This is a genomic window from Rhizobium sp. PvP014, assembly GCF_017876855.1.
GTDB classification, from domain to species: Bacteria; Pseudomonadota; Alphaproteobacteria; order Rhizobiales; family Rhizobiaceae; genus Neorhizobium; species Neorhizobium soli.
The window spans coordinates 588,157-607,595 of the sequence record NZ_JAGIOT010000002.1; the positions used below are offsets into that span (position 1 = coordinate 588,157).

The following is a 19,439-nucleotide window of genomic DNA, read 5'->3' on the forward strand; positions in this document are numbered from 1 at the left end:
ATGATCTACAAGGCAATCGTCTTTCTTCCCCTGATCGGCTTCCTGATCGCCGGCCTGTTCGGCCGCCAGATCGGTGCCAAGGCTTCCGAATACGTCACCAGCGGTCTGATGATCATCGCGGCGATCCTCTCCTGGATCGTCTTCTTCAACGTGGCCCTTCACCACGGCGAAGCCGGCGAAGTCATCAAGGTTCCGGTGATGCAGTGGATGCAGTCGGGCGGCATCGACGTCGAATGGGCGTTCCGCATCGATACGCTGAGCGCGATCATGTTCGTCGTGGTCAACTCCGTGTCGACGCTCGTACATATCTACTCGATCGGCTACATGCACCACGATCCGCATCGCCCGCGGTTCTTCGCTTACCTGTCGCTGTTTACCTTCGCGATGTTGATGCTGATCACGTCCGACAACCTGGCGCAGATGTTCTTCGGCTGGGAAGGCGTGGGTCTCGCGTCCTATCTGCTGATTGGCTTCTGGTACAAGAAGCCGTCCGCATCGGCTGCGGCCATGAAGGCGTTCATCGTCAACCGCGTCGGCGACTTCGGCTTCATTCTCGGGATCGCCGGCCTGTTCGTTCTGTTCGGTTCGATCAGCTTCGAAACCATCTTTGCCGCAGCCGCCAACTACCTGCCGGCTGAAGGTGCGCCTGAAGCCACCCAGGTCATCGCCAACATCTTCGGCATGGAACTGACACGGGCGACAGCACTCACCGTCGTCTGCCTGCTGCTGTTCATGGGCGCCATGGGCAAGTCGGCGCAGTTCCTGCTGCACACCTGGTTGCCGGACGCGATGGAAGGCCCGACCCCGGTCTCGGCCCTCATCCACGCAGCAACCATGGTCACCGCCGGCGTCTTCCTTGTCGCCCGCATGTCGCCAGTGTTTGAACTGTCGCCGGATGCGCTGACCATCGTCACCATCATCGGCGCGATCACCGCTTTCTTCGCGGCAACCGTCGGCCTCGTGCAAAACGACATCAAGCGCGTTATTGCCTACTCGACCTGTTCGCAGCTCGGCTACATGTTCGTGGCGCTTGGCGTCGGCGCTTATGGCGCCGCTGTATTCCACCTGTTCACGCATGCCTTCTTCAAGGCTCTCCTGTTCCTATGCGCCGGCTCGGTCATCCACGCCGTCGATGGCGAGCAGGACATGCGCCACATGGGCGGCCTGCGCAGCCACATCAAGCTGACCTTCGCCATGATGCTGATCGGCACGCTTGCCATCACCGGCGTCGGCATTCCGTTCACGCCGATCGGTTTTGCAGGCTTCTTCTCGAAGGACTTCATCATCGAGGCAACCTACGCGTCCCATTCGCCGGTTGCAGGCTTTGCCTTCACTCTGCTGGTCATTGCCGCGATGTTCACGAGCTTCTATTCGTGGCGCCTGATCTTCCTCACCTTCTTCGGCAAGCCGCGTGCGAGCCATGAAGTGATGCATCACGTCCATGAGAGCCCCAACGTCATGCTGGTGCCGCTCTACATCCTGGCAGCCGGCGCAGTGCTCGCTGGTGTCGTGTTCAAGGAATTCTTCTACGGCCACGACTACGACGCCTTCTGGAAGGGCGCGCTGTTCACGTCGGAGCAGAACGAACTGCTGCACGAGTTCCACCACGTGCCGGCACTGGTGGCGCTGTCGCCATTCATCGCCATGCTGATCGGACTTGTCACCGCCTGGTACTTCTACATCAAGTCGCCAGAAACCCCGAAGCGTCTCGCCGCTTCGCAGCAGGGCCTCTACCAGTTCCTGCTGAACAAGTGGTATTTCGACGAACTCTACGACTTCCTCTTCGTCCGCTCGGCCAAGGCTCTCGGCCGCTTCCTGTGGAAGAAGGGTGACGTCGCCGTCATCGATAACTACGGCCCCAACGGCGTCGCCGCCCGCGTGGTCGATATCACCGACCGGGTGGTCAAGCTGCAGTCCGGTTACCTTTATCACTACGCGTTCGCGATGCTGATCGGCGTCGCCGCCCTCGTCACATGGATGATGCTCGGGAGCTCAATGTAATGACCGACTGGCCAATTCTCTCGACGGTCACCTTCCTGCCGCTGGTCGGCGTTCTCCTCCTCTTGCTGACAAACGGCGAGGGGGCGAACGGTCGCCGCAACGTGCTCAACATCGCGCTCCTGACGACGGTCGTCACCTTTATCGTCTCTCTGTTCATCTGGATCGGTTTCGACAATTCGAACCCGGGCTTCCAGATGGTCGAAAAGCATGAGTGGCTGAGCACGGGGATTTCCTATCATCTCGGCGTCGACGGCATTTCCATGTTGTTCGTCATCCTGACGACATTCCTGATGCCGTTCTGCGTGCTTGCCAGCTGGGAAGCGATCGAGAAGCGCGTCAAGGAATACATGATTTCCTTCCTGCTCCTGCAGGTGGCCATGACCGGCGTCTTCGTCGGCCTCGATATCGTGCTTTTCTACATCTTCTTCGAAGCGACTCTGATCCCGATGTTCATCATCATCGGCGTCTGGGGCGGCAAGGATCGCGTCTACGCATCCTACAAGCTGTTCCTCTATACGCTGCTTGGTTCGGTTCTGATGATGCTGGCCGTGATGGCCATGTACTGGCAGGCCGGCACGACCGATATGACCGAGCTTCTGAAGTTCGGCTTCCCGGCCGGCGTTCAGACCTGGCTGTGGCTTGCATGCTTTGCAGCCTTCGCGGTCAAGATGCCGATGTGGCCGGTCCACACCTGGCTTCCGGATGCGCACGTTCAGGCTCCGACCGCAGGTTCGGTCATCCTGGCCGGCGTCATGCTGAAGCTCGGCGGCTACGGCATGATCCGTATCCTCTTGCAGATGTTCCCGCTGGCATCCGAGTACTTCGCGCCGATGGTGTTCGCGCTGTCCGTCATTGCCATCATCTACACCTCACTGGTGGCGATGATGCAGGACGACATCAAGAAGCTGATCGCCTATTCGTCGGTTGCCCATATGGGCTACGTCACGATGGGCATCTTTGCGGCAAACCAGCAGGGCGTTCAGGGTGCGATCTTCCAGATGCTGTCGCATGGCATCGTCTCCGGCGCGCTCTTCCTCTGCGTCGGCGTTGTCTACGACCGCCTCCATACCCGCGAGATCTCGGCTTACGGTGGTCTCGTCAACAACATGCCGAAATACGCCGTCGCCTTCATGATCCTCACCATGGCGAATGTCGGTCTTCCGGGCACATCCGGCTTTGTCGGCGAATTCCTGACGATCATGGGCGTCTTCCGGGTCAACACCTGGGTGGCACTGTTTGCCGCCACCGGCGTCATCCTTTCCGCGTCCTATGCGCTCTGGCTTTATCGCCGGGTCATTTTCGGGGCACTGGAAAAGGAAAAGCTGAAGGCACTTCTCGACCTTTCGACGCGAGAGAAGTTCCTGCTCTACCCACTGGTCGCGCTCACGATTTTCTACGGTTTCTATCCAATGCCGGTCCTTAACGCGACCGCAGCCTCGGTGGATCTCGTGGTGAACAATTACTCCGCAGCCTTGGCCGCAGCAAAGAACCTTGCACTCAATGTGCACTGAGACGGGACGAAACTGGACATGACCGCTGAACTCTTGAGCCAAAGCCTGCGTCTGGCCCTGCCGGAAGTCATCCTGGCCGTAGGCGCGCTCGCCCTTCTGATGATTGGCGTCTTCTCCGGCGAGAAATCCGCCCCGCTGGTCACCGGTCTTGCGATCGCCCTTCTGGCGGTCGTAGGCGCCATGCTGATCTTCATGACCGGCGACGGCCAGGCCTTTGGCGGCGCCTTCGTATCGGATACGTTCGCCCGCTTCATGAAGATCCTGGCACTGATCGGATCGATCACCGCCATGGTCATGTCGATGGGACAGGCCAAGGCGCTGGAACTCGACAAGTTCGAATTCCCGGTTCTCCTGGTTCTCGCGACGCTCGGCATGATGGTGCTGATCTCGGCCAACGACCTGCTCGCCTTCTATCTCGGCCTCGAGCTGATGTCGTTGGCGCTCTATGTTGTCGCTGCCTTCAGCCGCGACAACCTCCGCTCCACGGAAGCGGGCCTCAAGTACTTCGTCCTCGGCGCCCTGTCGTCGGGCATGATGCTCTACGGCATGTCGCTGGTCTACGGCTTCACCGGCAATACCGGCTTTGACGAAATCGCTACCGTTCTGTCGTCTGAAGAGCGCGGCCTCGGCCTCATCTTCGGCATGGTCTTCATCCTCGCCGGCGCCTGCTTCAAGATCTCTGCCGTGCCGTTCCACATGTGGACGCCTGACGTATACGAAGGTGCACCGACACCGGTGACGGCCTTCTTCGCGTCGGCGCCCAAGGTTGCGGCCATGGCAATCCTGGTTCGCGTCGTATCGGAAGCCTTCCTGCCGATACTGTCTGACTGGCGCCAGATCATCGTCTTCGTGGCGATCGCATCCATGCTGCTCGGTTCATTCGCAGCGATTGGCCAGAAGAACATCAAGCGCCTGATGGCCTATTCCTCGATCGGCCACATGGGCTACGCACTGGTCGGCCTTTCTGCCGGCACAGAGACCGGCGTCTCCGGCGTCGTGCTCTACATGACCATCTACATGGTGATGACGCTCGGCACCTTTGCCTGCATCATGGCGATGCGCCGCGAAGACGGTACCTATGTCGAAACCGTGAAAGATCTCGCAGGTCTTTCCTCGACCAAGCCCTTCATGGCGCTGGTGCTGACGGCGCTGATGTTCTCGATGGCCGGCATTCCGCCGCTCGCAGGCTTCTTCGCCAAGTACTTCGTGTTCGTGGCGGCGATCGAGGCTAAGCTCTATGCGCTGGCAATCATCGGCGTGCTCTCTTCCGTCGTCGGCGCCTACTACTACCTGCGCATCGTCAAGCTGATGTGGTTTGATGAGCCGAAGGGTCAGTTCGCCCGTGTCTCCGGCGAACTACGTCTGATCTTCGGCCTGTCCGGCCTGTTCGTCGTCGCCTATGTGCTGATCGGTGGACCGATCGGCTCGGCCGCCAGCGCTGCAGCGAAGTCGTTCTTCTGAGGATGACGTTGAGGGGCCGAAGCCTGTCGCTCGATGCGTTTCGTCACGAAGCCCTGAACGAGGTCGGCTCCACCAACACAGAATGCCTCGCCCGCGCCCGTGCGGGCGAAGCCGGTTTGTTGTGGTTGACCGCCAGCCGCCAGACAGACGGCCGTGGTCGCCGCGGCCGCGCCTGGACGTCAGAGCCCGGCAATCTCTATGCCTCGCTGCTGCTGATCGATCCGGCGCCACCAGAGCGCCTCTCGTCGCTCCCGCTTGCTGTCGCTGTCGCTGTTCACGCCGCCCTGCGGGCCGTTCTTCCCACCGGTGGAGAGCCGCTCGAGGTCAAATGGCCGAACGATATCCTGATCGGCCGCAAGAAAACCTGCGGTATCCTCATTGAAAGCGAAGCGCTTCCGGGCGGCCACCGTGCGCTCGTGATTGGCATCGGCATCAATATTCGCCACATGCCCGATAGCGCACCCTACGGTGTCACACGTCTCCACGACCAAGGGTCTTCTGCGTCGCCAGAGGATGTCTTCGCACATCTTTTCAGGGAGATGGCGACAGTTCTGGAGGAATGGGACGAGGGTCGGGGTATTACCACAGTCGTCGACAGATGGCGCCGCGTCGCATGCGGAATTGGTGAGAAAATTACGGTAAATCTACCTGAGCGCTCGCTAAACGGCACATTCGCAGGTATCGATGACACTGGATTTCTGCTGCTTGATACCGGCCATGGCTCTTTGATGCCGATCGCAGCAGGCGATGTATTTTTTGCAAGAACGGAATAACAATAAAAATGGCTAAACAGGACGAACTGGTGTTCCTGCCGCTTGGCGGCGTGGGTGAGATCGGCATGAACCTCGCTCTCTACGGCTACGGAACGCCGGACAAGCGGCAGTGGATCATGGTCGATTGCGGCGTCACTTTTCCAGGTCCGGACCTGCCAGGCGTGGATCTTGTCCTACCCGATATCCGGTTTCTGACGGCCCAGAAGAAAAACATCAAGGCGATGATCATCACGCACGCGCATGAGGATCATTACGGCGCCATGAATGATCTGTGGCCCGGCCTCAACGTGCCGGTCTACGCCTCGCCGTTTACCGCGGGCATGCTGGAAGCAAAGCGGAATTACGAAGGCACGCGCGCCGAAATCCCGATCACCATCTTCAAGGCTGGCGACCGCATCAATGTCGGCCCGTTCGAGATCGAAGCCGTCGGCGTCAACCACTCGATCCCAGAGCCGATGTCGCTGGTCATCCGCACGCCGCTCGGAAATGTCGTCCATACCGGCGACTGGAAGATCGACCATGCGCCGTCGCTCGGGCCACTGACCGACGAGAACCGTTTCCGCGCGATCGGCGACGAGGGCGTTCTCGCACTGATGTGCGACAGCACCAATGCGCTGCGCGAAGGCGTTTCCCCCTCCGAAGAAGAAGTGTCGGAAGGCCTGCGCCAGGTCATCCAAAATGCTGCGGGCAGGGTGGCGATCACCACCTTCTCGTCGAATGTCGGCCGCATCCGCTCGATCGCCGAAGCAGCGGACGCCGCCGGCCGCGAAGTGCTGCTGCTCGGCTCGTCGCTGAAGCGCGTCGTTGCCGTTGCCCGTGATCTCGGTATCATGGAAGGCATCAAGCCCTTCATCTCCGAAGACGAGTTCGGCTACATCCCGCGCGACAAGGTCGTCGTGATCCTGACGGGCAGCCAGGGCGAGTCGCGCGCAGCGCTTGCCAAGATCTCCCGCGACGAGATGCGCAACGTCGCCTTCGCAGCTGGCGATACGGTCGTATTCTCCTCGCGCACCATTCCGGGCAACGAAAAGCCGATCATCGAGATCAAGAACGCGCTGATCGAACAGGGCATCAAGATCATCACCGACTCGGATGCGCTTGTGCATGTTTCCGGCCACCCGCGCCGCAATGAACTTCTGAAGATGTACGAGTGGACGAGACCGGAGATCCTCGTGCCTGTTCACGGCGAGGCAGCCCACCTTACCGCCCAGGCAGCGCTTGGCGCCACCGCCGGCATCAAAAACATACCGCGTGTTCGCAACGGCAATATCCTGCGTCTCGCACCAGGTCCGGCCCAGGTCATCGACGATGCGCCCCATGGCCGCGTCTTCAAGGACGGCAAGCTGATCGGCGACTTCGAGGAAATGGGCATCGGCGACCGCCGCAAGCTCTCCTTTGCCGGTCACGTCTCCGTCAACGTCCTGCTCGACAGCCGCTTCGACTTCCTGAGCGATCCCGATGTCGTCGCCTTCGGCATGCCCGAGCTCGACTATGAGGGCGAGGACATGGAAGACACGCTCTATGACGCGGTCCTCAATGCCATCGAAAGCATTCCGCGCGCCCGCCGCAAGGATCTCGACATGCTACGCGAAGCCGTGCGTCGCTCCGTCCGCTCCGCCGCCAACCTGGCCTGGGGCAAGAAGCCGGTCGTGACGGTGTTCGTCTCCAAGGTCTAAGGCGCCGTCGCCAAACCAAGTCTGCCCGCGGCCTCCGACACCTTCTTCTCGCTGTAAGCGTCAAGAGGGTTCGGGGCCGGGCAGATGTGTCAGCATTTCAGCATGTTGGCTGCGTCTGCGGAATCAATCTCGCAGAGCTTGGCCGGACGGGAAATATCGACCTCGTCCTTTGCGCCCGGCATCCTCTGTTCTATAGGTAGTGCGGAGGAGACACATCATGCCATTGCTGACCGTCGCTGCGATCTATTTCATTCTCTGGTGGACGGTTCTGTTCGCCGTCCTGCCGCTTGGCTATCGCAGTCAGCAGGATGATGGGGAAGTGATGATCGGGACGGTTGAAAGTGCGCCCGTTCGATTCCGCGGAGGCAGGGTCATCTTGTTGACGACCGTGATCTCGGCGGCGCTCTACCTCACCTACCATCTCGCCTCCACCTATTTCGGCTTCGGGATCGACAGCATTCCCAACTTCATGCCGACATTTGAGTAGGGCGCTGCTGGCGGACGTGTCATCCGGCTGTCATTTTCTTCAGGCATAGCAGCGACGAATTGCAGCTTTCGTTCTGGATTTCTGCAGAAGCGGCCCGGCCTGTGAGCAGGCCAAAAAAAAACAAGGCGGTTAAGCCTTGTTTTTCAGTTTCGCGTGATACTCATTCCGTTGCCGGGGCTGCGACGAGCGCGCCAGAGATCTGATCCTCCCAAGACTTGACCGCGAACTGGCAAGAATTTGAACTCCTTGCCTCTTTTGTGAGCTGAACCTAGCCCAACGAATGTGCTTTGTCACTCGATTTTTTTGCATTTTTGACACAGTTTGGCAAAAATTTCCCGTGGACGAATTTGTCGCAGGGCTTGTCATCAAACCGTTGAGCTCCAGTCGTTGCAAGCGCAATCTGCTGTTCCGCAGCGTGCGCTATGGGTTCCATTTGCGCCCTCGAACGGCTATGTACGCCGTCAAAGTTTAAACCAAGAAACGGCCGATTCCCTTGTTATCTGGGGAACGCCTCGGAAACCGGAAACGTCCATGCGTCTGTCCCGCTATTTTATGCCCATCCTGAAGGAAAACCCCAAGGAAGCGGAAATCGTCTCGCACCGGCTGATGCTGCGTGCGGGCATGATCCGTCAGCAGAGCCAGGGCATCTATTCCTGGCTGCCGCTTGGCAAGCGCGTGCTGGACAAGGTCAACAAGATCGTCCGCGAAGAGCAGAACCGGGCAGGCGCCGTCGAGCTGATGATGCCGACGCTGCAGTCGGCCGAGTTGTGGCAGGAAAGCGGTCGCTACGACGCCTACGGCAAGGAAATGCTGCGCATCAAGGACCGCCAGGAGCGGCCGATGCTCTACGGACCGACGAACGAGGAAATGATCACGGATATCTTCCGGTCCTACGTCAAGTCCTACAAAAGCTTGCCGCTCAACCTCTATCATATTCAGCTGAAGTTCCGCGACGAGATCCGTCCGCGTTTCGGCACCATGCGTTCGCGCGAATTCCTGATGAAGGATGCCTATTCCTTCGATTTGAACAAGGAAGACGCCGTCCATTCGTATAACAAGATGTTCGCGGCCTATCTGCGCACCTTCGATCGGCTGGGACTGCGCGCCATTCCGATGCGTGCCGATACCGGCCCGATCGGCGGCAACCACAGCCACGAGTTCATCATCCTTGCCGAAACCGGTGAGTCGGAAGTGTTTTCGCACCGCGACTTCGTCAATTTCGACATTCCCGGCGAAGACACCGATTTCGACGATGTCGCCGGCATGCAGGCGATCTTTGACAAGTGGACATCGGTCTACGCTGCAACGTCCGAAATGCACGACGAATCGGCCTTCGATCAGATCCCGGATGCCGATCGCCTCTCTGCCCGCGGCATCGAAGTCGGCCATATCTTCTATTTCGGCACGAAATATTCCGAGCCGATGGGCGCAAAGGTGCAGGGCCCTGATGGCAAGGAACATCTTGTCCACATGGGATCCTACGGCATCGGGCCGACACGCCTTGTTCCCGCCATCATCGAAGCATCGCATGACGATAACGGAATCATCTGGCCGGCATCCGTTGCGCCGTTCGATGTCGTGGTGATCAACATGAAGCCCGGTGACGAGGCATGCGATCGTCTGTCGGAAGATCTCTACGCAAAGCTCAACAAGGCCGGTAAGGACGTGCTGCTTGACGATACCGACGAACGCGCCGGCACCAAGTTCGCGACAGCGGATCTGATCGGTGTTCCGGTACAGATAATCGTCGGTCCGCGCTCCGCCGCCAACGGCGAGGTCGAGGTCAAGGACCGCAAGTCCGCAGCCCGTGACGTCATGACGCTCGAAGCGGCGCTCAACCGCGTCGCCGGATGATCGGACACCGACGTCTCGCCGGGCCAGTCTGACGACAGGCTAGGCAGGCATATCTGATACAGCAGCGCGGGAAGCCTCCCGCGCGCTCCATGTGTAAGGAAGCGTGAATGGCGAGCATCGCGACGAGTGGTGAACCAGAGAAGGTCGACAAGTCTCCGCGGGCTGGCGCTTTCTCGTCGTTCGAGCGAATGGTCGCCTGGCGCTACCTGCGCTCGCGCCGCAAGGAAGCCTTCATCTCGGTCATCGCGGGCTTTTCTTTCGTCGGCATCATGCTCGGCGTCGCCACCCTGATCATCGTTATGGCGGTCATGAACGGTTTCCGCACCGAACTGATTTCCCGCATTCTCGGAATCAACGGCCATATGGTGATCCAGCCGATCGACCAGCCGTTCACCGATTACGCCGAACTGACCAAGAAATTCGCTGCCGTTCCCGGCGTCAAGATGGCCCTGCCGCTTGTCGAGGGACAGACGCTGGCATCCGGCAAGGGTGGCGCCGGTTCCGGCGCTCTTGTGCGCGGCGTACGGCCGGAAGACCTTGAAAAGGTCACGGAAGTCGCCGGCAACATCAAGCAGGGCGATATCGTCGGCTTTGCATCGGGGCAGGGCGTTCTCGTCGGGTCCAGGCTTGCCTCGCAGCTCGGCATTTCGGCCGGCGACCAGATCACTCTGATTTCGCCCGAAGGCGACGTGACACCGATGGGCGTCAATCCGCGCGTTAAATCCTATCCGGTGTCGGGTGTCTTCGAGATCGGCATGTCGGAATATGACGCGACGATCATCTACATGCCGCTTGAGGAATCGCAGCTCTATTTCAATGCCGAAGGGCTGGTGCAGTCGATCGAACTGTTCATCGATCACCCCGACAATGTCGAGGACATGCGTCCGCTGGTGGAGCAGGCTGCCGGTCGCCAGATTTTCATTACCGACTGGCGCCAACGCAACCAGACGTTCTTCTCGGCGCTTCAGGTTGAACGCAACGTGATGTTCATGATCCTGACCCTGATCGTGCTGGTCGCGGCACTCAACATCATCTCGGGCCTGATCATGCTGGTGAAGGACAAGGGCTCCGATATCGCAATCCTGCGCACGATGGGCGCGAGTTCCGGCGCCATCATGCGGATCTTTTTCATGACGGGTGCTGCTATCGGCATCGTTGGCACGTTTGCCGGCGTCGCGCTCGGCGTTATCGTCTGCCTCAACATCGAATCGATCCGACAGTTCTTCTCCTGGGTCTCGGGCACCATCCTCTTTGATCCGGAGCTCTATTTCCTCAGCCAGCTTCCGGCCGAAATGAGTTTTGGCGAGACCTTCTCGGTCGTCATCATGGCGCTGGTCCTGTCCTTCTTCGCCACCATTTTCCCGGCATGGAGAGCCTCGAAGCTCGATCCTGTCCAGGCCCTCCGATACGAATAGGTCTCCATGGCTGTCCCGCGTAAAACCGTCCTCAATCTCTCAGGCGTCGAACGTCACTACGGCCAGGGGGAGACGAGCCTGTCGATCCTCAACGGGGCAGACTTCTCGCTCGTGAGCGGCGAGATCGTGGCGCTCGTCGCCCCGTCCGGTACCGGCAAATCGACGCTCTTGCATCTGGCAGGCCTGCTTGAACATCCGGACGCTGGCGATGTGACGATCGGCGGTCGGGCCTGCAACGGTTTGTCGGATGAAGAGCGCACCTCGATCCGTCGCTCCGACATCGGCTTCGTCTACCAGTTTCACCATCTCCTGCCGGAATTCACGGCGATCGAAAACATCATGATGCCGCAGTTGATTGGCGGCCTTTCGAAGGGGGAAGCGCGCGAACGCGCGGGCCAGCTTCTCGATTACATGCGAATCGGTCATCGCGGCGAACACCGCCCGTCGGAACTGTCGGGTGGTGAACAGCAGCGCGTGGCGATTGCCCGTGCGGTGGCCAACGCGCCCCGCCTTTTGCTGGCCGACGAACCGACCGGCAATCTCGACCCGAAGACGGCATCCTACGTGTTCGAAGCGCTGGAGGCGCTGGTGCGCCAGTCAGGGCTTGCTGCACTGATTGCCACTCACAATCATGATCTTGCTGCCCGCATGGATCGTCGCGTCACGATCGAAGGCGGCAAAGTCGTCGAGTTCTAGCGAACGCACTGATCCCCATAGCGTGCCCCTGATCCGATAGTGTCCATCGTCACATCCTCGAAGGGGCGTGCGATGGACACTGCTGCCATGGAATGACGTCACGTCAGCGATCCGCAGCGATGGCTGGCGTTTGGCTGCCGACCGCGTGCGTCGGCCGGCAACGGCTTGGTCCTATGGAGCGCTGGTTACCTCCAGCCAGCAAGCAGCATTAACCATCGGTCAGAATCTTCTATTCCCGTTTTGTTCTACTATTGACGTTGGCACGAAAAGAGAACAAAGTGCCAACATAAACGAACACGGGAGACGACGATGACTGACCTTCTTCGTGATATTGCCGCATTCGCCTCCATTGCAACTTTCGTTGCCAGCTTGTCGATGATCATGCTGGTGATGTGAGCCGGTCCGTGCTCGCCCAGCTGGCGGGCGCAAGCGGAAAGAGGTTGAGAAGACCATTCTTGACTCGACTCTGAAGCCCCCGCGCCGGACAATGACCCGATTCAAGGAATGGGTATCAGATGGCGGACGCAGCGACTTTACAATCGGAATCGGAGGATTTGGGAGCGACGCCACAGTTCGTGCATCTGCGCGTCCATTCCGCCTATTCGCTTCTGGAAGGTGCGCTGCCGCTTAAGAAAATCCTCTCCAAGGCCATCGCGGACAATCAGCCCGCGATCGCCGTCACCGATACCAACAATCTCTTCGTCGCGCTGGAATTCGCCCAAAAATCCATCGGTGATGGCATTCAGCCGATCATCGGTTGCCAGCTGTCGATTGACATGGAGGATCAGCCAGACGAGCGCCGCAACGGCCATTTGGCGAAGCTGCCGGCAATCGTTGTGCTTGCCGCCAATGCCAAGGGATACGAGCGGCTGGTGGATCTCGTCAGCCGCGCCTATCTCGATGGAGAAGGGCAGGCGGCAACGCATATCTGCCGCGCCTGGCTGGAAGATGGCGGCACCGAAGGACTGATCGCGCTGACAGGTGCTGCCGGTGGCCCTGTCGACGTGGCAATGAAGGATGGCAACACCGCGCTCGCCAAGGCGCGCCTCCTGTCCCTGAAGCAGATCTTTGGCGATCGTCTCTATATCGAACTGCAGCGTCACGGCACTTACGACCGCCGCCATGAGCAGCGGATGATCGATCTTGCCTACGATCAGGATGTGCCGCTGGTCGCCACCAACGAAGCCTTCTTCCCGGGCCAGTCCGATTATGACGCCCACGATGCCCTGATGGCAGTCGCGCACAATGCGATCGTATCCGACGATACCCGCTTTCGCCTGACGCCGGACCATTATCTGAAAAGCCGCGCCGAAATGGCAAAGCTGTTCGCCGATCTGCCGGAAGCACTCGAAAACACGGTCGAGATCGCCAAGCGCTGCTCCTTTATTCTGCATACCCGCAGCCCGATCCTGCCGCGCTTTACCGGCGCCACCGACGATCCGGCAGAGGCAGAGCGCGCCGAAACGGCCGAGCTTCGCCGCCAGTCCATCGAAGGTCTCGAGAACCGGATGGCCGAACTCGGTATCACCGCGGGCTTCACCGAGCAGGATTATCGCGAACGGCTCGATTTCGAGCTCGGCGTCATCGAGAAGATGAAGTTTCCGGGCTACTTCCTGATCGTTGCCGACTTCATCAAATGGGCAAAGCTGCAGAACATCCCGGTCGGTCCGGGCCGCGGTTCCGGTGCAGGCTCGCTGGTTGCCTATGCGCTGACGATCACCGACGTCGATCCGCTGCGCTTCTCTTTGCTGTTCGAACGCTTCCTCAATCCCGACCGCGTCTCGATGCCCGACTTCGACATCGACTTCTGCCAGGATCGCCGCGAAGAAGTGATCCGCTACGTGCAGCGCAAATATGGCCGCGAGCAGGTGGCGCAGATCATCACCTTCGGTTCGCTGCAGGCCCGCGCAGCACTGCGCGACGTCGGCCGCGTTCTCGAAATGCCCTATGGCCAGGTCGATCGCATCTGCAAACTGGTGCCCAACAACCCGGCCAATCCGACCACCTTGGCAAAGGCGATCGAGGAAGAGCCGAAGTTTCAGGAAGAGGTCGACAAGGAGCCGGTCGTTGGCCGTCTTCTCGATATCGCCCAGAAGATCGAAGGTCTCTACCGCCACGCCTCGACCCACGCCGCCGGTATCGTCATCGGTGACCGCCCGCTGTCGAAGCTGGTGCCGATGTACCGCGACCCGCGCTCCGACATGCCGGTCACCCAGTTCAACATGAAATGGGTCGAGCAGGCCGGTCTGGTCAAGTTCGACTTTCTCGGACTGAAGACGCTGACGGTTCTGAAAACCGCGGTCGAATTCTGCAAGAAGCGCGATATCGTTGTGGATCTCGCCAAGATCCCGCTCGATGACGAACTGACCTACCAGATGCTGTCACGCGGCGAGACCGTCGGCGTGTTCCAGGTGGAAAGCGCCGGCATGCGCAAGGCGCTGATCGGCATGAAGCCGGACTGTATCGAGGACATTATTGCGCTGGTGGCGCTTTATCGCCCGGGTCCGATGGAAAACATCCCGACCTACAATGCCCGCAAGCACGGCGAGGAAGAAATCGAATCGGTCCATCCGTCGATCGATTATCTGCTCAAGGAAACCCAGGGCGTCATCGTCTATCAGGAACAGGTGATGCAGATCGCCCAGGTCCTGTCGGGCTATTCGCTCGGCGAAGCCGACCTTCTGCGCCGCGCCATGGGCAAGAAGATCAAGGCCGAGATGGACCAGCAGAGCGAGCGCTTTGTCAGTGGCGCCATCAAGAACGGTGTGTCGAAGCCGCAGGCGAAGAACATCTTCGAACTGCTGGCGAAGTTCGCCAACTACGGCTTCAACAAATCTCACGCCGCCGCCTACGCCATCGTCTCCTACCAGACGGCCTATATGAAGGCGCATTACCCGGTCGAGTTCCTCGCCGCGTCGATGACCTACGATATGGCGAACACTGAAAAGCTGAACGATTTCCGCGAAGACGCGGGCCGGCTCGGCATCAAGGTCATTCCGCCATCGGTTCAGACCTCGTTCCGCCGCTTCGAGACAGGTGACAACCGCATCTATTACGCGCTCGCCGCCATCAAGGGCGTCGGCGAAAACGCCGTCGATCACATCGTCGAAGTCCGCGGCGACACGCCCTTCGCGTCGATCGAGGATTTCTGCCTGCGCATCGACCCAAAGCAGATCAACCGCCGCGTCTTTGAGAGCCTCAACGCCGCTGGCGCCTTCGATTGCTTCGGCTTCGATCGGGCGCAGCTCAGCGCCGGTATGGACCGCGTCATCGGCTATGCCCAGCGCGCCCAGGAGGAGAAGGTCTCCGGTCAGTCCGATTTCTTCGGCTCGGGTGCGGCAAGCGGTCCGGAAAAACTCGTGCTTCCAACCTTCAATCCGTGGATGCCGTCTGAAATGCTGATGCGGGAGTATCAGGTGCTCGGCTTCTACCTGTCGGCCCATCCGCTCGATACCTACGGTGCGGTGCTCGACAAGATGCGCGTCCAGACCTTCGCCGACTTCTCGACGGCGGTGAGGGCAGGCGCCACCGCCGGCCGTCTTGCCGGGACCGTCACCGGTCGGCAGGAACGCAAGACGCGCACCGGCAACAAGATGGGCATCGTCATGTTTTCCGATTCCACCGGTCAGTTCGAGGCGGTGCTGTTTTCCGAAGCGCTTGCTCAGTACCGCGATCTGCTTGAGCCCGGAAAATCGCTTGTCATCACCGTTCAGGCCGACGAGCGTCCGGAAGGCATTGGCCTGCGGATCCAGACGGTGCAGTCGTTGGAGGAACAGTCGGTCCGCATGCAGAAGGCGCTGCGGGTCTTCGTGCGCGACTCAGGGCCGCTGAAGACGGTCGCCCGGCATCTTAATGCCCGCGGCGATGGCCTCGTCTCGTTTATCGTCATCAAGGATGATGGCAAGCGCGAGATCGAGGTGGAACTGACGGAACGGTATCGTATCTCGCCGGAAATCGCCGCCGCTCTGAAGGCGGCGCCCGGTGTGCTGGATGTGGAACTGGTCTAACCGACCGCGGTGGCGTTGGCCTCAGTAGAGGCCGACGCCGCCTTGGTAACGGATGACACTGCGCTTGGCGCGCGGCTCGGCGGCAGGCGTTGAGCCAATATCCTGAACTGCCACCATCTCGCTTTTCGACGACTTGGTCAGCGTGACGAAATCGGTGCCCTTGCCTGTCTCCGGTCCAAGCGATTCGTCGTTGATCGTGACCGACGTCCCATCCGCCATTAGCGTCTCGATCCGGTCGCGAACGTCCTGCGAAATCTCGATCCGGTCGAGTGCGGCTTTTGCGGCACCCGGCAGTTTCGCATCGGCCGCCACGGTGATCCCCAGCCGCTTCATCGTCGCATCGGACAGCACGTTCGGCAACGTCACCGCGTGCCAATCGGCTGATTCGATCGAGCGATCGATCTTGTCGACAGTGAAGAGATGCGTGCCGAGGGCCACTTCCGGCGCCTTGATGCCGACAGGGGCCTCAAACAGCGGTTCGAAATTCTGCCGCACCATGATCTGGCCGGCAGGTGGCTTCGGCTGGCCGGCAGAGGCGTAAAGCGCGTCGATGAACTCGCCGCTTATCATCGGGCCCGTCTGCTTCAGGCCTTTCCAGCGTTTGAAGCCGGCAACGGCGCTGCGGGTCAGCGGCCCGACATAGCCGTCGGAGCCGCCGGTCTCAAAACCCATTTCTTCCAGCAACTTCTGGGCGTCCATCAGCGTCTCGCGGTCGGTACGCCGCGTGATCAGGATGCGCAGCGCGTGCGTCTGCGCTTCCTCGAGATCATCAGGCTGCGTCGGAAGAGCATCCGTGGCGCGGTTCGGATTGGCCGGCGCGACATTCATCGCCACTTCCACCGGCTTCTTCGGCGAGGCCTTGATCGATGCGGTGCGAAGATCGACATCGGTCATCAGCGCGCCGGCAGGCAAAGGCTTGCGCGGCGAAAACAGCACGACGTCCTCGATGCGCTGCGGCACCACGTCCGCGTCGGTCACGATCACATGCGCACCACGCTCGGTCAGGCCGTAAAGCTTGGTCGCAAAACCGCTCGGCAGGCGCACGCAGCCGTGCGACGCTGGATAGTTCGGAACATTGCCCTCGTGCAGCGCGATACCTGACCAGGTGATTCGCTGCATGAACGGCATCGGTGCATTCGAATAGATGTTCGACTCGTGGTATTTCCGCTTCTCAAGGATGGAGAAGATGCCGGTCGGCGTATCGTGCCCGGCCTTGCCGCTCGATATCCGCGACCTGGCGACCACGGTCTCGCCCTCGTAGACGGTCAGCGACTGCTTGTCCTTGGAAACGATGATCTGCAGGGGAGCACTGTCCGCTGCAAACGCTGGAGGCGACAGCATCGTCGCAGACATCAGACAGAACCCCAAAACCAGGCGACGCATCATGCTAAACCTCATACGCAAAACTTGAGCCGCATTTTACCGAGCGAGGTTTAACGAAGGTTTGCATCCGCGCTGATCTCGTCAAGTTTAGCAGGAAAGATTTAATCACGTTTGATTGAAACTATCGGTCGCGGCGCTTGTCGCCAAACGTATAGCCGGTCTCGACGGCCGCAGCTCCGAACTTCTCACGCAGCTTGTCCATGGCCGCTTCCGCAGCCGCCCGGCGTCCGGCCTGAACATCCACGAGATCCGGCGGATCTGCACGGGCAGGGTCGGTCAGATCGGTGACGCCGATCCCGAGCAGGCGAAATTTTGTACCATCCGTCTCCCGCTCCAGCATGGAGATACCGGTGCGAAAGATGCGGTCGGCAAGCTGGGTCGGGTCTTCCAGCCGCTTGTTGCGGGTGCGGCTCTTGAACTCCGCGGTCTTCAATTTCAACACCACCGTCTGGCCTGCAAGGTCCTCGCTCTTCAGTCGTTTAGACACCTTTTCCGAAAGCCGGCGCATGATCGGGACCAGGTCGTCGTGGCGGGAGATGTCGTCGAAGAACGTGGTCTCGGCCGACACGCTTTTCGCCGGGTCGTTGAGATGCACCTCGCGGTCGTCGATACCGCGAGACAAACGATAGAGGCGCTGGCCCATCGTGCCGTAGCGGCGCATCAGGTCGGCCTCGTTCATGGCTTGCAACTGCCCGATGGTGCGGATGCCGTCCGCCTCCAGCGTCGCATCAAAAGCCCGGCCGACGCCCCAGATCGTCGTGACCGGTCGGGTCGCCAGAAACTCCACGGCTTCTGCGCGACCGATCACCGAAAAACCCCGCGGCTTTTCGAGGTCGGAAGCGACCTTGGCGAGGAACTTGCAGTAGGAGAGCCCGACGGAAATACTGATGCCAATCTCGGATTCGACGCGTTTTGCGAGCTTTGCGAGAATGCGGCTGGGCTGATCGTGGTGCAGACGCTGGGTGCCTGCCAGTTCCAGAAACGCCTCGTCGATCGAGATCGGCTGCACCAGCGGCGTCAGATCCATCATCATCTGCCGCACCTGTCGGCCGGCAGTCACGTATTTCTCCATGTTCGGCTTGATGACGACCGCATCCGGGCAGAGTTCGAGCGCCTTGAACATCGGCATTGCCGACCGGACGCCGCTGATGCGGGCGATGTAGCAGGCGGTCGACACCACGCCACGCTTGCCGCCGCCAATGATCACCGGCTTGTCCACAAGGCTCGGGTCGTCGCGTTTCTCGATGGTGGCGTAAAAGGCATCGCAGTCGATATGCGCAAGCGTCAGGTCATGAAGTTCGCGGTGATACACCAGCCGTGGACTGCCGCAGGCGCGACACCGTCGCACCTCTGCCTTCTGCTCGGTAAAGCAGTCTCGACAGAAGCCGGGCTTGTGATTTGGTACGACTGTCATCGGCGGAACAAAGGTTGAACATTCCGACAATAGGCCGTAAGCTGCAACCTCTCAAGAGTAGAACGCACATCCTTCAACCACTATTTTGCGGTTCGATGATGCGGGATGTGGGACAGGATGTAGGCGTCGATCATCTCTGCGGCATGCGGCCAGTCTGTGGCCCGGATGATCGGTTGATCAGGCTTCGGAGCAAGCTGGTGCAGAGGACTGTCCGGCATCATGTGAATCAGCAGGCAGTTCTCGACGTGGTCGCGGACCGAATGCAGGTTGTGGGCCATGTCATCGATAAAGACCGAGGGAAGGGGGCGCGCGGCATGGATCATCTGCATGACAGGGCCTTTCTTCTCCTCCGTCGCGACGAGAGGGAAGGTGAGGTCGAGCCGGTCGAGAAGCCGGCGACGCTGTTCCTGATAGCGTGGCGGCATGGCAGTGAGGAAGATGACGTCTGCAGCCTTACCGATCGCCTTAAGGGTCTCGATCGAAAGCGCAGAGGGCGTCTGCCAGTCTTCCTGGCGGTCGAAGAACGCGCCGATCAGGCGTTTGACGTCCGCTTCCTCGATAGGGACCTGCGTTTCGACCGAAACGATATTGCCGGTGAGGCGGAAGGAGCGCGGCAGCAGCTCCAGCCCCTCTGCCTTGATGAACTCGGTGAAAGGTGCCGCGAAGTCCAGAACGACGTCATCGACGTCGCATACGACCAGCGGGCGGTCGCCCAGTTGGACATGGGAGAAATCGAGGGCAACGCCGGAAGAGTTCTCCAT

General features: G+C 60.1%; 13 protein-coding genes. 10 read left to right on the forward strand and 3 right to left on the reverse strand.

Features of this window, described 5'->3' with window-relative positions; translation table 11 throughout:
• The 10 genes from nuoL (at window position 1) to dnaE (ending at window position 15,881) form a co-directional block, all read left to right on the forward strand.
• Window positions 1-2,001 carry an NADH-quinone oxidoreductase subunit L gene (gene nuoL, locus J3A65_RS07455; RefSeq protein ID WP_209900581.1) on the forward strand — a complete coding sequence of 667 codons (2,001 nt, stop codon included), beginning with the start codon at window positions 1-3 and terminating at the stop codon, window positions 1,999-2,001.
• Window positions 2,001-3,512: an NADH-quinone oxidoreductase subunit M gene (locus J3A65_RS07460; RefSeq protein WP_062580009.1), complete on the forward strand. Its 1,512-nt coding sequence runs from the start codon at window positions 2,001-2,003 to the stop codon at window positions 3,510-3,512. The genes nuoL and J3A65_RS07460 overlap by 1 nt, the downstream gene beginning before the upstream one ends.
• 18 nt (window positions 3,513-3,530) lie before the next feature.
• The gene (gene nuoN / locus J3A65_RS07465) at window positions 3,531-4,973 is read left to right on the forward strand and encodes an NADH-quinone oxidoreductase subunit NuoN (protein WP_209900583.1); all 1,443 of its coding nucleotides are present in this window, start codon (window positions 3,531-3,533) and stop codon (window positions 4,971-4,973) included.
• Window positions 4,974-4,975: 2 nt separating this feature from the next.
• A complete protein-coding gene (locus J3A65_RS07470; RefSeq protein ID WP_092661994.1) occupies window positions 4,976-5,746 on the forward strand; it encodes a biotin--[acetyl-CoA-carboxylase] ligase in 771 nt (256 codons plus the stop codon).
• An 8-nt stretch (window positions 5,747-5,754) separates the two neighbouring features.
• The gene (locus J3A65_RS07475) at window positions 5,755-7,422 is read left to right on the forward strand and encodes a ribonuclease J (protein ID WP_209900585.1); all 1,668 of its coding nucleotides are present in this window, start codon (window positions 5,755-5,757) and stop codon (window positions 7,420-7,422) included.
• 217 nt (window positions 7,423-7,639) lie between these two features.
• Window positions 7,640-7,909: a DUF1467 family protein gene (locus J3A65_RS07480; RefSeq protein ID WP_113167090.1), complete on the forward strand. Its 270-nt coding sequence runs from the start codon at window positions 7,640-7,642 to the stop codon at window positions 7,907-7,909.
• Between the two features lie 531 nt (window positions 7,910-8,440).
• Complete coding sequence (gene proS / locus J3A65_RS07485; protein WP_062453222.1) at window positions 8,441-9,763, forward strand: proline--tRNA ligase; 1,323 nt, start codon at window positions 8,441-8,443, stop codon at window positions 9,761-9,763.
• Window positions 9,764-9,870: 107 nt separating this feature from the next.
• The gene (locus J3A65_RS07490; RefSeq protein ID WP_062453221.1) at window positions 9,871-11,178 is read left to right on the forward strand and encodes a lipoprotein-releasing ABC transporter permease subunit; all 1,308 of its coding nucleotides are present in this window, start codon (window positions 9,871-9,873) and stop codon (window positions 11,176-11,178) included.
• A 6-nt stretch (window positions 11,179-11,184) separates the two neighbouring features.
• A complete protein-coding gene (locus tag J3A65_RS07495) occupies window positions 11,185-11,874 on the forward strand; it encodes an ABC transporter ATP-binding protein (protein WP_062453220.1) in 690 nt (229 codons plus the stop codon).
• A gap of 515 nt (window positions 11,875-12,389) precedes the next feature.
• Window positions 12,390-15,881, forward strand: a complete 3,492-nt coding sequence (gene dnaE, locus J3A65_RS07500; RefSeq protein ID WP_209900587.1) for a DNA polymerase III subunit alpha — start codon at window positions 12,390-12,392, stop codon at window positions 15,879-15,881.
• Between the two features lie 21 nt (window positions 15,882-15,902).
• On the opposite strand, the gene J3A65_RS07505 is transcribed toward dnaE, so the two are convergent.
• The 3 genes from J3A65_RS07505 to J3A65_RS07515 all read right to left on the reverse strand — a co-directional run bounded on the left by J3A65_RS07505 (window position 15,903) and on the right by J3A65_RS07515 (window position 19,439).
• Complete coding sequence (locus J3A65_RS07505; RefSeq protein WP_209900589.1) at window positions 15,903-17,267, reverse strand: L,D-transpeptidase family protein; 1,365 nt, start codon at window positions 17,265-17,267, stop codon at window positions 15,903-15,905.
• 118 nt (window positions 17,268-17,385) lie between these two features.
• Window positions 17,386-18,678, reverse strand: a complete 1,293-nt coding sequence (locus J3A65_RS07510; protein ID WP_209900592.1) for a DNA polymerase IV — start codon at window positions 18,676-18,678, stop codon at window positions 17,386-17,388.
• 80 nt (window positions 18,679-18,758) lie between these two features.
• Complete coding sequence (locus J3A65_RS07515; protein ID WP_113111025.1) at window positions 18,759-19,439, reverse strand: hypothetical protein; 681 nt, start codon at window positions 19,437-19,439, stop codon at window positions 18,759-18,761.